The organism is Dokdonia sp. (assembly GCF_039945015.1).
Classification (GTDB): Bacteria; Bacteroidota; Bacteroidia; order Flavobacteriales; family Flavobacteriaceae; genus Dokdonia.
In genome coordinates, this window is sequence record NZ_JBDUXP010000030.1 from 66,136 (window position 1) to 81,065 (window position 14,930).

General features: G+C 34.8%; 14 protein-coding genes. 12 read left to right on the forward strand and 2 right to left on the reverse strand.

Translation table 11 applies throughout. The annotated features are described in order from the left end of the window. Positions 1-378 precede the first annotated feature (378 nt). The 7 genes from ABJD27_RS20010 to ABJD27_RS20040 all read left to right on the forward strand — a co-directional run bounded on the left by ABJD27_RS20010 (position 379) and on the right by ABJD27_RS20040 (position 5,729). Complete coding sequence (locus tag ABJD27_RS20010; protein WP_348163637.1) at positions 379-1,065, forward strand: hypothetical protein; 687 nt, start codon at positions 379-381, stop codon at positions 1,063-1,065. Then, positions 1,050-2,441, forward strand: a complete 1,392-nt coding sequence (locus ABJD27_RS20015) for an RtcB family protein (RefSeq protein WP_348163640.1) — start codon at positions 1,050-1,052, stop codon at positions 2,439-2,441. The genes ABJD27_RS20010 and ABJD27_RS20015 overlap by 16 nt, the downstream gene beginning before the upstream one ends. Before the next feature lie 335 nt (positions 2,442-2,776). Continuing rightward, complete coding sequence (gene prfH, locus ABJD27_RS20020) at positions 2,777-3,466, forward strand: peptide chain release factor H (RefSeq protein ID WP_348163643.1); 690 nt, start codon at positions 2,777-2,779, stop codon at positions 3,464-3,466. Then, entirely contained in the window at positions 3,457-4,026 is a 570-nt protein-coding gene (locus ABJD27_RS20025) for a tetratricopeptide repeat protein (protein WP_348163646.1), read from the forward strand. Before prfH ends, ABJD27_RS20025 begins: the two co-directional genes overlap by 10 nt. 43 nt (positions 4,027-4,069) lie before the next feature. Continuing rightward, entirely contained in the window at positions 4,070-4,453 is a 384-nt protein-coding gene (locus ABJD27_RS20030) for a hypothetical protein (RefSeq protein WP_348163649.1), read from the forward strand. A 136-nt stretch (positions 4,454-4,589) separates the two neighbouring features. Continuing rightward, on the forward strand, positions 4,590-5,132 hold the full coding sequence (locus ABJD27_RS20035) for a hypothetical protein (RefSeq protein ID WP_348163652.1): 543 nt from the start codon (positions 4,590-4,592) through the stop codon (positions 5,130-5,132). A 54-nt stretch (positions 5,133-5,186) separates the two neighbouring features. Further along, the gene (locus tag ABJD27_RS20040; protein WP_348163655.1) at positions 5,187-5,729 is read left to right on the forward strand and encodes a 3'-5' exonuclease; all 543 of its coding nucleotides are present in this window, start codon (positions 5,187-5,189) and stop codon (positions 5,727-5,729) included. A gap of 131 nt (positions 5,730-5,860) precedes the next feature. Here ABJD27_RS20040 and ABJD27_RS20045 read toward each other — a convergent pair whose 3' ends face one another. Both ABJD27_RS20045 and ABJD27_RS20050 read right to left on the reverse strand, forming a co-directional pair. Then, the gene (locus tag ABJD27_RS20045) at positions 5,861-6,871 is read right to left on the reverse strand and encodes a WYL domain-containing protein (protein WP_348163658.1); all 1,011 of its coding nucleotides are present in this window, start codon (positions 6,869-6,871) and stop codon (positions 5,861-5,863) included. 3 nt (positions 6,872-6,874) lie between these two features. Next, a complete protein-coding gene (locus ABJD27_RS20050) occupies positions 6,875-9,220 on the reverse strand; it encodes a CAP domain-containing protein (RefSeq protein WP_348163661.1) in 2,346 nt (781 codons plus the stop codon). A 145-nt stretch (positions 9,221-9,365) separates the two neighbouring features. Here ABJD27_RS20050 and ABJD27_RS20055 point away from each other — a divergent pair, with 145 nt between their 5' ends. From ABJD27_RS20055 to ABJD27_RS20075, 5 genes are all read left to right on the forward strand, one after another. Next, complete coding sequence (locus tag ABJD27_RS20055) at positions 9,366-10,889, forward strand: TROVE domain-containing protein (RefSeq protein WP_348163664.1); 1,524 nt, start codon at positions 9,366-9,368, stop codon at positions 10,887-10,889. 1,333 nt (positions 10,890-12,222) lie between these two features. Then, positions 12,223-12,519: a hypothetical protein gene (locus ABJD27_RS20060; protein ID WP_348163667.1), complete on the forward strand. Its 297-nt coding sequence runs from the start codon at positions 12,223-12,225 to the stop codon at positions 12,517-12,519. 99 nt (positions 12,520-12,618) lie between these two features. Further along, on the forward strand, positions 12,619-13,356 hold the full coding sequence (locus ABJD27_RS20065) for a nucleotidyltransferase domain-containing protein (protein WP_348163670.1): 738 nt from the start codon (positions 12,619-12,621) through the stop codon (positions 13,354-13,356). 146 nt (positions 13,357-13,502) lie between these two features. Further along, positions 13,503-13,865, forward strand: a complete 363-nt coding sequence (locus ABJD27_RS20070; RefSeq protein ID WP_348163673.1) for a hypothetical protein — start codon at positions 13,503-13,505, stop codon at positions 13,863-13,865. After that, entirely contained in the window at positions 13,843-14,898 is a 1,056-nt protein-coding gene (locus ABJD27_RS20075) for a nucleotidyltransferase domain-containing protein (protein ID WP_348163676.1), read from the forward strand. The genes ABJD27_RS20070 and ABJD27_RS20075 overlap by 23 nt, the downstream gene beginning before the upstream one ends. Positions 14,899-14,930: the final 32 nt, after the last annotated feature.

Below are 14,930 nucleotides of genomic sequence, written 5' to 3' on the forward strand. Positions count from 1 at the left end.
ACTCTGAGGTCCGAAGAACAGTACATGTTTCGGGCTTTTTTTATGCTTTTTCACTAGCAATGAGAAGCGCATCACAGAGTGATACCAAATAAACCCTAAAATAAAGCTGCTAATTTGTTTCTATCGCACTCATATTTCATAATAAAATAGAACCGTAGCTATCGCTATGCTTAGATTTTCTTATTCATCTGAAAACGATATAATTCAAATCATACAAGCATCATTTTAGAATTCATTTGGTATAACATTTCCCAGAAACTAATAGTAATTTAAAATTAACTCTTATGAAACTTAAAAACCTTATTCCATAAGATTCTAGAATTGCCAAGCATATTCCGGAATCGAAAATCAAAAAAGTATCAATAAAAATACTGATTTATGAGACCGGCACATATCAAATGCCAGCGATTAAAAGAAGTACGCCGTATACAAAATAGATTATGGGCTATCCGAAAGGAAATACAAGCATTAGGATATACAAAAATAGATACTCCTATACGCCACGGATGGCACAAAGAACTTGTCATTACAAAAAAGATAGAACGCTATAAAAATCAAGACATTCTTCTTGAAATTATTGAAGTTCTTAACAAACATGTGTGGGGACGCACAAAAAAAGAGGCAGAAAGAAAGTGGTCAAAAAGAGTATCACAACACCTCATTGTAAAAGAAGTTCCTACTATTTGTAAATGGCAGTTCAAGAAGTTAAGCGATAAAGCAAAAAAACTTTGTGTCCCTTTTAAGTATTACATAGACAAGCATAAAACAGAAATACGCTTTTATATAAAACTACCTAAAGGAGCCTACCGTATTAAATACACGCGAGCGTACATCACACATAGACGCAACACAGATCCATTATTAGAGCAAGAACAATCCTTCTTGGAAGGAATGCTCCTGCAGCATGGATACTATGAAGCTGTCGAAAAATTAAATCCATGGAGATCAAGATGGGACTGCTACGATAGAAGAAGCAGGAACTATATCCGCTCAAAACTAAAAGGGTTGAGAGATTGCGAGATCCAAGATATTATTAATGAAGAACTATCATGGGAAAAAAACTAAGCGGAAAAGACCTAATCAAATTAGGCTTTCCAAAAAATAATAGCATAAATATCACTTTAGGACAGATTAATAGATACCATAAACGGCTTAAAAAAGAACAAATATTACAACAAGCCGCTTTAGTACTAGCAAATCCAGAGGAATATATAGGAGATGGCGTATGGGGTAAAATAGCAGAGAGTCTTACAGATCCAGTGATTGTAAAAAAACAAGTGCTACGATCTACGAGAGTTCCACATATGATTTATGGAGAAAATGGGATAGACGATCAAGCAAAATACCAACTATACGACGCTCTTAAATTACCAATAGCCGTAGCGGGCGCATTAATGCCAGATGCACATAGTGGATATGGATTGCCTATAGGCGGTGTGCTTGCTACAGACAATGCTGTGATTCCTTATGGCGTAGGTGTAGATATAGGATGTCGTATGAGTTTAACACTCTATCCTATTAAAATATCATACCTCAAAGGGAAGAAACATCAACTGGCAAATATCCTTTCAGAACATACCAAATTTGGCATGTATGAAACGCATGACAAAAAACATGATCATGAGATTTTTAGTCATCACGCATTCAAGGATATTCCTTTAGTAAAAAGGCTTAAAGACAAAGCCTATAAACAACTAGGAACTTCTGGTGGCGGTAATCACTTTGTAGAGTTTGGAAGTGTTTCTATTACAAATTATGAGAACGAATGGAATTTAAAACCAGGTGAATATCTAGGATTATTATCACATAGCGGTTCACGAGGGTTGGGTGCAAATATTGCAAAACATTACACCTACCTCGCTACCAAGCAATGTCCCTTACCGAAGCATGTACAAAATTTGGCTTGGCTAGATCTAGACACACACGACGGGCAAGAGTATTGGATGGCCATGAATCTAGCTGGAGACTATGCACAAGCATGTCACGATAATATCCATGCGAGAATAAGCAAATTACTCGGTGCACGGCCACTTGTCAATATTGCAAACCATCACAATTTTGCTTGGAAAGAGCAGATAGATGGAGTAACACGTATTGTACATCGTAAAGGAGCAACACCCGCTGCCAAAGGTGAATTAGGGATCATCCCTGGTTCTATGACAGCACCCGGATACATTGTAAGAGGTCTCGGAAATCCAGGCAGTTTACAGTCGGCATCTCACGGAGCAGGACGTTTACATTCCAGACGTAAGTGTAAAGAAAAATTTACTCAAAGTGCTATTAAAAAAGAGCTAGCCACACATGATGTTACCCTTATAGGCGGTGGTATAGATGAAGCGCCTATGGCATATAAAGACATCAAAAAAGTGATGGCAAATCAACAAGAATTGGTAGAAGTGTTAGGCACTTTTACACCAAAAATTGTTCGAATGGACAAGTAAAAAATGACTTTAATTCCAAATAGTGTATTAGAACTTCGTAATGAGGTTTGAAAGTGCAAGAAAAACAAGTGCTTTATTGATTTCAGCATAGTCTTTACTATGGTTAAATTAAAAAGTACAGCAAAGCGTTTGATTTTGAAGTGATTTCAAAACGTAATAGATTTTCTAATGCATTATTTGGATTAAGGGCGTTACGCTGTCCTGCCTTCATCGGCAAAACAGCGTCGGGCTTTTGTTACAATTCCTCGCTTTGCTCCCTTCATCGGGAGCAAGCTGTGGGATTTACACGACAATCCCTAACGCATTACTAAGAAGATTAATAACAAATAGAAACAATGGACAAACTCATACAAATTACAGCTGGCAGAGGCCCTTCAGAATGTAACTGGGTCGTTGCTCAAGTCTTAAAGGCCTTTATCATAGATCTTAAAGACCATAAGATTACGCATACCATCATACAGAAAGAACAAGCAGGAGTTACAGCAGTACAGTCAGTCATTTTGAGTCTCTCTGGAAAAGAACTCGATGCCTTTCTATCCAATTGGATAGGTACCATACAATGGATTGGAAAATCACCGTATAGAACCTATCACAAACGTAAAAATTGGTTTATAAAATTACAAGAGTTACCACAAGTAGCTACTACATCTTTTCACGAGAAAGATGTCAAGTATCAAGCTATGCGTAGTACAGGACCGGGAGGACAAAATGTAAACAAAGTAAACTCAGCCGTGCGAGCTACACATATTCCTACAGGAATACAATGTGTCGCTATGGATAGCAGATCGCAACATCAAAACAAGAAGTTAGCCCTACAACGGCTCAAAGCAAGATTGCAAACACACCATCTTGAACTTCTTAAAGAGCAAGCTGTATCCAAATGGGAACAACACCTTCGTGTAGAACGAGGAAACCCAATACGAATCTTTGAAGGAAGAGATTTTAAACATCAAAAAAAGAACAAGAGCTATGCCTCAAAAAGGCAAGCACTTAAAAACGATTTAAAAAACGAATCATGGGATTAACAATAGCAGATCAGTACTATTTAAAAGCTTCAGGATCTATGGGGTTTTTTCATAGTGATTGGGAAGGACTATGTGAGTCTCTTAATTATGCATTATCCTATGAAGAGGCACATGCACCTTCATTATGCTTGCTTGGTAAAATACAGGCAGAGCAATTAGGAAATTATGAAGAAGGATTTTCATGCTTTGATAAAGTCATTGCTACAAATCCTGATTATAAAGAAGTATATACCACGTATGCCCGCATATTAATTTGGGCAAACGAATTAGAACGCGCAAAAAAAGTAGTTGACTTTGGGCTGACACAAAAAAACAAAGACAAAGCACAATTACTATGGCTTATCGGGTATATGCATGAGTGTAAAGGAGAATATAAAACGAGTCTTACACTACTTAAAGAAGCAAAAAAAGAGACCTACGACGAGTATTATTTTGATTTTCTAGATGATGAGGTAAAACGCATTAAAAAGAAAAGAAAACTCAATGCTCCTAAGAAGCTAAAGAAGAAGAAGTCCAAAAAGAAAAAGAAGATTTCTTCAAAAAAGAAGAAAAAGAAATAATCGCATACAATCTCCTCGAGGGTGTTTGCAAAAAAATAAAGATATGAACCAAGCCATTGATAAATATATATGCAAAGCCTTAGACACCTATGATTATAATCTGAGTGAAGCTGTAGAGGCTATAGATTATGCACTAGCGTATGATAAAGAAAATCCGATAGCATTATGTCTTATGGGACAGATCTATACAAACAATATCAAGAATTATACACTAGCAAAAGAATGCTTCCAAAGAGCTTTGGCACAAGATATGCAAGCAGTCTATATCTATCCTAAATACATTCAGGTGTTGTTACATAATGAAGACTTTGAGGAAGCACAAAAACTCATTGATTTTGCACTTACCGTAAAAGGAACTGATAAAGCGGAATTGTATTTAAAAAACGCATTGTTATTAGAACAAAAAAAGAATACACAGAAGCATTAGAGAAGATTGAAATCGCAAAAGAGTACACGTATAACAATGATTATATGAGTGAGATTCAATGTGAAGAAATTCGAATAAAAAACAAAAAAGAACAGATGGATTCCCAAGAATGAGAATCCTTTAAAAAATAGAAGATATGGGAGCACCACATAACAAAAAACGATACGGTGAATTGTGGCCAGACTACAGAATAAAACCAGCTTTAATAGAACTTAATTTCTTGAGAGAATTTGTGGTTTTATCAGGAGGATGGGCGTGGCATTTTTTATCACCAGAAGGGCATCAAGAATTCAAGCACGCACACGATCATAAGGATATAGATTTATTTATAGCTCCTCAAAATATCGCCGAAGTGATGTGCATTTTACAAGAACGTGGCTTTAAAAAAGTATGGACGCGCTATGATCACTTACCAAGTGATGAACAGTTTAGGCGTTATGAAAAAATAGAAGAACACGCAGGAAAACTCTTTAGAATTACGATTGATTTTTTTGTCCATAAAAATGTACCTCAACGCACTGTAAAAGGTTGGACAATCGTCGACCCTACATTTTTATTAGGATTGTATAGCAATATACATTCTAGTGATAAGTGCTGGGCAGTACAAGCGGCATTGCATTTACTCAAAAACGATATCGATCCGTTGGATCGGGAAGAGTTAATCACCATGCCTAGTTAAATTAAAAATCATGGCAATTCACATACTGAATTTGTCATATAAAAACATAAAACAATGAATACAACAGATAACATATTAATTATAGACCTAGAAGCTACATGCTGGAATGGTCATATCCCGCAAGGGCAGGTAAATGAAATCATAGAGATTGGCATTTGCATTTTAGATGCTCATACGGGTGAGGTCACAAACCCCAAAGGGATTTTGATCAAACCAGAACGCTCTACAGTAAGTCCATTTTGTACAGAGCTTACCACGATCACACAAGAATTATTAGATCAAGAAGGTATCTCTTTTGAAGATGCCTGTGACCTGGTACGTGATGAGTATGAAGGCCATTATAATACTTGGGTGAGTTATGGCGACTATGATCGTAACATGATGCAACGACAATGTAAAATCAGAAATATAGACTACCCATTGTCTCAAGATCATATCAATGTGAAGCGATTATTCTCCGAGATTAAAGGTCTCCGTCGTAAAGTCGGAATGAAAGGAGCTTTAAACATCCTAAACATTCCATTAGAAGGCACACATCACAGAGGGGTGGATGATGCCAAGAATATTGCAAAAATCATGGATTGGTGTTTGGGGTAACCTAATCGCATTTTTTGTAATAAAAAAACCGCTGTTCATATATGAATGGCGGTTTTGTTTTATAATATATCTTACTTCTAAAGTTTCTGTATACGCTTTCGCGAACCTGCCTGACGGCAGGCAGGAGCGTACTAAACTTCCACATCATATTGATCTACTGCTGTTTTTAGTTTGTGATAAATGCGTTTGCGAAGGAAATTAGGTTTTAGAACTTCAATACTATCTCCAAAACCAAGAATAAGACGTTCTAACTCAAAATTGAGGTGTACTTTAATTTCAAAAACGACCCCTAGATCTGTTTTATCGATTTCCTTTTGAGAAGGATGAAAAGGTTTTGTACTTACATAAGGTGCATTTTTAGCATCTATCCTGAAGATCACTTTTTGTGGTTTTACATTTTCTGCAACGGTCACTCCAACAACATCTTGATAATAAATATCTCCATCTACTTCATTATCTATATAAGGGATATTTTCTTTGATCTCGATGCCTTGCATACGATCTAATGCTAGTGTAATATATTTTGATTTGGAAAGGGCTAACATAAACCAACGATTATTAAATTCCTTTAATAATTGAGGGTGTACTGTCATTTGGCTTGCCTTTCTTGCTTTAAAAGATTGATAGGTAACCTCTATCACTTTTTTATGCTGAATAGCTTCATAAATAATATCGATATATTCCAGCCCTTTTAAACGTTCATTTTTTTCTAAATGAATAATGGCTCTATGGTTTTCTTGAGAAGAATACACAGAATCTTCTAGGCGTTGCAATACCCCATCCATCTCTTTGAACAACGAGAAATCCTTAAACTGTCGTAAAATCTGAATAGCTTCATTCATCACTTTTATATCCTTGTCTGTCACAGGAATATTCATGATACTATACTCATCTTCGATATATTGATAGTATTTACGTTGGTATACCTCAATAGGGGCATTATAGCCTAATTTGTCGCTACGCATTGTTTGGATATCCAACTGTACGGTACGTTTACTCACATAGACATCTTTTCCTTCATATTCATATAATGCATCAGAACAGGCATCTATCAAGTCATCTAGTGTCCACTGACGAAACTTATTACGCAAGCATTGATCTATGGTTTTATATCGGATAAGTGCATTTTTATTGGCAGCCATATGTTAATTTTGATCTTTTAATAGTTGATCTACAGATATAATCACTTCAGAACATTCTTTGCAATAGAGTGATTTGGTATAAGAAAATCGCAAGTTTTGGAAATAGTCACGCATCCAGTAACACCAGCGTTCTTTATTTTGTTTTATTGCTCTTTTATGTAATTCTTTTAATCTTTTTGAAGGAATGTCTTCATTAAATCCTGCCGCCGTTTTGATATATACAAACAGGCTTTCTTCATCTAGATTTCCTGCTTTATATGCCTTTTCTAAAATTTCTAAAGTCAAATCATAACGACTCCAATTATTAAAAAACAACGCTAAATCTGTATCATCTTTAATTGAAAGGGATTTGTTTTCAAAATAATTTGTTATAAAATCAAAGGAGGTAAGAATCTTTTCTCCTTCATTGATTTGTCCATAATAATCAATAATTGCCATATGAAAATTAAGAAATAATGGAGCGACTTCTTTATCTGCGGTATAGCTTTCAAAAAAAGATTCTAATTTTCTAGGGTGCATTACTTTTGCTAGACGTTTTGAACTAGTATCCCAATCGTCTACTAACTCCTTTGTTGTAATCGTATAGAGATTTAAAAGGTTTTTTTGAGCATCTTCAGAAAGTAACTCAGGTTCTTTTAGCCATTTTCTAACAAATCGAATAATATCATCTACTTTATATTGATGTATGTCTCTCAACAATAAAGCGGCAGTATTTTGAACCAGTTCTTCTTCATAAAACAATCTATCTAATATAAATTCTTTTGTTAACAAAGAAGCTTCTTCTTTATGCTTATAAAGTAATGCAAGTGCTTTATTAGCTCTTTCTGTATCATTTTCTAATAATGCATTAATTAGATTATAATAAGGGTGTAACGTATCTTCTTTAGACCAAGATCCTTTCCAATAAAGCACTGCTTTTGAACTGCGTTGTTCTGAAAGAAAAGTATTCCAGACATCTTCATCACTATGTTTATTAATATATGCACGTTTGGTCACTTGGTCTTGCTCTATAAGATCGTCAAGTCCCATAATCTCCATTTGAAAATCATTTAGTTCCCAATTCTCACTTGTTTGAATATCCCATTCTTTTATAGGAACTGTTAGCTCTCCCGTAAGGTGGCCTTTAATATGTTGAGCTCGTTGTTTATGAAGGTTTTTATTATGTGATTCATTTCCATCTACAGAAGCATAACTACGGATATCAATCTTGTATAATTTATTGGTGTTTTTATCAATCTCAGGAAGTCTGTATGCTATAGTAGCATCTGTTTTAAATTTATAATACACTTCTTGTACCTCTTTTATTCCTGTTGTTTTTAGCGCTATTTTAGGTGTGTAAATAATAGGAGGTATCTTCCTAAGCGGGTAATCTTTACGTGGTATTCTAGTGGGAATTGTATAGCTACATTTTTTATCCGATTTTATAATAACAATACTTGCGCTTAATGATTTATCCCTAAGATGTTCTGGAACTTTACCTAATGATACAATTAATCGAAAATCACTTTTTGCTGTATTACTTGCAAAAAAAACATCGCGATAAATAGGTTTTAAAAGTACTCCATCATAGATGGGGGATGCATCTAGTTGATTTGAGTTTCCACAGATAAGTTGTTCTTCTGCAATTAAATCAATAGCAATACCATCACGTATATTAGAGATTACTTTTCGCACTGTTTGAATATCGTGATAACGTAAAATAATTTCATCTCCTTCAATCCTAACACTATTTCCCATATTGGTTATGAGATTACTTTTATTACCTATTAACCCTACACATTCACTATCGCTAGAAGTAATTCCAAAAGCATCTTCAGATAACTGTCCTGGTATAATAGCACCTTTTTTGGCAAAGACATGTGTTGCATAAATACGTTTAGATTTAGGATCATAGGTAAATGCTAAATCCCCATGATCAAATACATCTGAAATCATATTTGCATAATGTCCTGGAGAATTTTTCCAAGAACGATACATCTCTATGGCTATTTTTTTTAAAGATTCTTTATTTATAGGCGTACGAATAGGTTTTGAATATAAAATATTTTCGCCTATTGCTTCATAAATAGCACTGTACTTCTCTACACGATTTCTAGGTGTTTTTAAAGCTCCATTTCCTTTTTCTTCATGAGACAGGCGTTGTTTTTTAACCATATAATCAGAGTGCCATTGGGCTGCTTTAGCCAAATCTTCATGCCTGCTTAAGGGTTGGCGTTTTTTAATTTTCCTATGCTCATTTACTCGTTCTGTAATAAGTACCGCAAGTTTCTCTTTATGAGATGGACTTAATTGTGCCATCATTGCCACAGAACTGAGGAAGAAGAAAAGAAGAAGTATTTTTTTTATCATAGGGATGTACAAGACAAATAATGAGCCAAGTGATATGATTTCCAATATTTTTTTGAAAAAATAAGAAATAATTTCTACTACGCAAAAAGATTGCGCAATATACTAGAATATTTGCCCTGTAATTAACAACAAAATACAAGAAGCAATGAAATTTAATGTATTTACAAAATCAAAAAAAGAAGTAAAAAACTTTCAAGGAGCTAAGGCATATAAACTTACTCCTAAAATGGAACTGTACACTGCTGTTGTTAATTCTACACTAGAAAAAACAACCTATGAGAAAGGCAATGATCGGTTAAAAAGAATTATAGCATTAATTCATAAAAACGACCCTTACTTTGTAGCACAACTAGCTGTGTATGCACGTCAAAAAATGTATTTACGATCTATCCCTATTGTACTTGCAGTAGAATTATCAAAAATACATAGTGGCGATAACCTAGTAAGTAGAACAGTAAATGGTGTTATTCAAAGAGCAGATGAAATCACAGAATTGCTAGCCTATTACCAAGTAGCCAATAAAAGAGTGGGTACAAAAAAATTGAACAAGCTTTCTAAGCAAGTTCAAAAAGGTATCGTGATGGCATTAAACAAGTTTGATGCCTATCAATTTGCAAAGTATAACAGACAAACAGAAGTTTCTTTTAAAGATGCAATCTTTTTGACACACCCTAAGGCAAAAGATGATGCACAACAAGCTATTTTTAATCACGTGATTCAAGATACGTTAGAAGCACCATATACTTGGGAAGTAGAACTATCAAGAGTAGGTCAACAAAAGTTTAAAAACGAGGCTGCAAAACAAAAAGCGTTTACAGCACAATGGGAAACACTGATTGATAGTAAGAAATTAGGATATATGGCTTTAATGCGTAACCTAAGAAATATCTTAGAAGCAGATGTAAGTGCAACGCATATTGGTAAAGTAGCAGATACACTTACAGATCCATATCATGTAAAAAGGTCAAAGCAATTTCCTTTTCGTTTTATGGCAGCATATCAAGAGTTAATGCAGGTTAAGTCTTCATATACACCTTATATTTTAGGCGCTTTAGAAAAAGCAATTAAGTTAAGTGTAGAAAATATAAAAGGATTTGCATTAGATACTAAAGTTGTGATTGCTTGTGACGTATCGGGATCTATGATGCAACCTATCTCTGCAAGAAGCAAGATACAAGCCTATGATATTGGTCTTGTTTTGGGTATGTTATTACAGCATAAAAGTGATAATGTAATTACGGGTCTTTTTGGAGATATCTGGAAACGATACATTTTACCAAAAGGTGATGTATTGTACAATGTGATGAAACTAAAAAGTATCAATGGTGAAGTGGGATATTCTACAAATGGTTATAAAGTTATTAAAGATTTGAATGCTAAAAAACGAATTGTAGATAAAGTCATGATCTTTACTGATTGCCAATTATGGAATAGTGGTCATTACAACTCGGATGCACATATTGCAAATGAATGGGCACAATACAAGCGTATTGCTCCTAATGCAAAATTATACATCTTTGATTTAATGGGTTACGGAAATGCACCTTTAAAGGTTGAACATAATAACGTACACTTAATTGGTGGTTGGAGTGATAAAATTTTTGAAGTGTTAGATGCTATAGAAAATGGTGCGTCTGCGATCAAGCATATCCAAGAGCAATCCTTATAAATATATAAAGCTCACATGTAAATGGTGTGGGCTTTATAAAAGTTCTTTGAAAAAAATATTAAAAAAACAAGTGCCGTAAAAAAAGGTTACTTCGTAACTATAACGGTCCTAAGGTAGCGTAACACGGGTGACTGTGCTAGCGAAGTCGGGTTAAAAACCGACAGGGTGAATATTCTTAAGGAATATATAAGTCTCTCTGAGATGTCAAATCACCGGTTCACTGTCCTTCGGGATAAGAACGACGCTCTTAAAAGAGCCTCTCCTTTTTTGCTTTTTGCCTTGTTTTATTTAATAATCATACTATATAAAGTAAGCGTCGTAGATAAGTAATACTTCGTTTGATGCAATGTCGGGGTCATAGGTTCGAATCCTATCTTCCTCTCTAAAATTATATTCAGGGGAAGTAGCTCAGTTGGTAGAGCATGACACATAACATACTTTTCGTTTGTTACCTTACTTTATTAAAACATATATTTAGTAAAAACAAGTGCCGTAAATTAAAGATACTTCGCACTTCTAATGCCGTGGTTGTGGGTTCGAGTCCCACCATTCTCACTATATAAAATAATGTACAAATGAGAGTGTAGCTCAAGATGGATAGAGCACGTAAAACATGCTTTAGTTGCCTTTTGCCTTGTTTCTTACTATAAAAAATTAAAGAGTGCCGTAAAAAATTGTTACTTCGATAAACTTCAAATTTATACTATAAAAAATGACATTTTTTGATCATTGCCTCTTTACAATAAAAACAAAAAGTAAGCGCCGTAGATCAAAGTTACTTCGCACTGAGGATGCCGTGGTTGTGGGTTCGAGTCCCACCACTCCTTCTAAAACACACAACAAGAAAAGGAGTGTAGCTCAAAGAGGTAGAGCACGATTATAATTTCTTTTATCGTTTGTTGCCTTACTTTAAAACATATAAAAAACACTAATGCCGTAGTCATAAAATACTTCGTCACCAAAACGGATGGGAGGATTAGTCCATTGAGGCTAAACTGGGTTCGATTCCCAGCAGACATGCCCACATTACTTTTATTACGATTTTTGCTTAGTGTTTCTTTTAATTCCGCTTTCGCGAAAGCGTATAAAACTTAAATAAAGTGCCGTAAAACAGTCATACTTCGGCTAGAGCGCTCATTACATAATGAGAGGCGTGGGTTCAACTCCTACTCTTATATTCATATAAGATAGCTCAGGATATTAACTTGACTGTTTGTCTTTTTGCCTTTATTTTTCTTAATTTTACACAGTTCTTTGAAAAACCATACTCCATAGTTTTTGAATTATACCAGCTATAAACTGGTATTCATGTTTAATTTAAATACTATAAAAAATGAATTGGAAAATTCAAAAGCTATTGAATGGGGAGACCATCGTCTCCAAAGAACCTGGTAATTCTATGTTGCCTATCTTAAAATCAAAACAAGCTGTTATTCTTGAACCCGTACATTGGGAAGATTGTGAAATAGGAGATATTGTTTTTTGTAAAGTAAGAGGCAATTGTTTTACACACCTTGTAAAAGGAAAAAATGTAAAACGAGGATTACAGATCGGTAATAACCGAGGTCACATCAATGGATGGACCAGAAATGTATATGGCAAAGTAATAGAGATATTACCCACGCTATAGTTGTAGCGCTAAAAAGCGCTTTTTTTATGTCTTTATTTTTAGTACGCAAAAACCTTGCGCAATACTATTTCATCTTTGTACTATACATAAATACAACTCATGGAAACAAGACTTCAACTCATAGAAAAAGAACGCGACGTTGCAATCAATTTTGCGTGTGAATCGGGAAGTAGAGCTTGGGGGTTTGCTTCTCCAGATAGTGACTACGATGTACGATTCTTATATACAAAACCAGTGCCATGGTATCTTTCTGTTTCAGAAAGACGCGATACCATAGATATCATGGATGGCGATTTTGATGCCGTAGGGTGGGAACTTCGCAAGAGTTTAATACTCCTTAAAAAGTCAAATATCCCAGCATTAGAACACCTGTTTTCACCTATCATCTATAGATGCGAAGAAGATACACTTAGTGAGTTACGGGCTATCGCCACAGACTGCTTCTCTCCTATCGCTTCCATGTTTCACTACCTAAGTATGAGTAAGAAATATGAAGAAAAAATAGCAGTAGATACTGTAAAACTCAAAAGCCTTTTTTATGCATTGAGAACAGCCATGGCGGGAAAATGGATATTAGAATGTGGGACTCTGCCACCAGTACGCTTTCGCGAAATGCTATCCTTAGTCACAAAAGATATCGCAGATGAGATAGAGGATTTGATGTGCATCAAGTCTAAAAACTCCGAAAGTTATATGCATGCTCGACCTGAGAAAGTATGCGACTTTATATCAGAAGTGATCGCAACCAATGGAAAGTACGCAAAAACACTTTCGGGAGGAAACCCAGATACAGAACGTATCAATTATTTCTTGTATAAAGCAATCACAGTCAAATAATAAAATATAAAGCTGTCTAAAAAACATAATGCGCGTCAAACTGAACTTGTTTCAGTTTCTCAATAAACTTATACGATTCTGAAACAAGTTCAGAATGACGTATTAAGTTGTTTTTCAGGCAGCCTTATTTCTAAATTCAAATCAACGTGTCAAAACAAACAGGATATAAATATCATATTGAGCAAGCGCTTATCAAAAATCATTGGGAGATTGTTGAAATAGACTCTCGAGGTGATTGTTGGTGGGAATCTGAATATTGGATTGTAAAATCAATCTATAATCTTGAACTTTCCGTTTATATTAGCTTTACTATAGATCCTATGCCACATACATATCCACATATTTATGATATCATAGCTTCAGATAATAGAATACCTGAAAAACCAGAAATCGCTTCTATTTGTATGACAAAAAGAAAGTTCAATATAAAATTAAAGCAATTCATTATCGATCTTAATATCTTTAGAAATACCGTAAAATATCAACATGAAAACAATAGCAGATCTTAAAGCATCCGGTTGCATCATTTTTGAATGCATTAGTGGTAGTAAAGCCTATGGACTGGATACTGCTACATCAGACACAGACATACGAGGGATTTTTATCCTTCCTAAGGATCTGTTTTATGGGATGGAATATGTAGAGCAAATCAATGATGCAACTAACGATATTGTGTATTATGAGTTACGTAAATTCATCTCCTTACTTTCAAAAAATAATCCAAATATCTTAGAATTACTAAACGTACCAGAAGATTGTATCTTGATAAAAGATCCACTGTTTGATCGTATCATGATGGACTATTTCTTGTCAAAATTGTGCAAAAACTCCTTTGCAAATTATGCGTATACACAAATCAAAAAAGCAAGAGGACTCAATAAGAAAATAGTTAATCCAGTAGCCAAAGAACGTAAAACCGTACTTGATTTCTGCTATGTTAGAGATGGTAAAGTATCCCTACTGGTAAAGGAATATCTAGAGAAAAATAGTTTACTAGATACTCATTGTGGCTTGGTCAACATCCCACACATGAAAGATTGTTACAATCTCTTTTATGGAGAAGATAAAGGCTACCAAGGAATTGCTAGAGCAAACGCAAATGAAGTATGTCTAAGCTCTGTAGCTAAAGAAGAGCAACCTATCGCCCTACTCTATTGTCATGTAGATGGGTATTCTGCCTATTGTAAGAAATACAAAGAGTATTGGGATTGGGTATCCAAAAGAAATGAAGCTCGGTATGAAAATAACGTAGCACACGGAAAGAACTATGATACCAAAAACATGATGCATACCTTTAGGTTGTTACATATGGCCAAAGAGATTGCAGAAGATGGAACGATCCAAGTGAGAAGACCAGATCGTGATTTTCTATTAGGGATCAAACAAGGAGATTTTGAGTATGATGATTTGGTTTCTAAAGCCGAAGTTTTAAAAGAAGAACTAGACACATTATATAACACTTCTAACTTGATGGAAAGACCAGATGTAGATGTTGTTAATGAATTATTAGTGAGTGTTAGAAATGAATTTTATGAAAAATAATTGATTTAATTTCACTACGCAAAACCATTGCG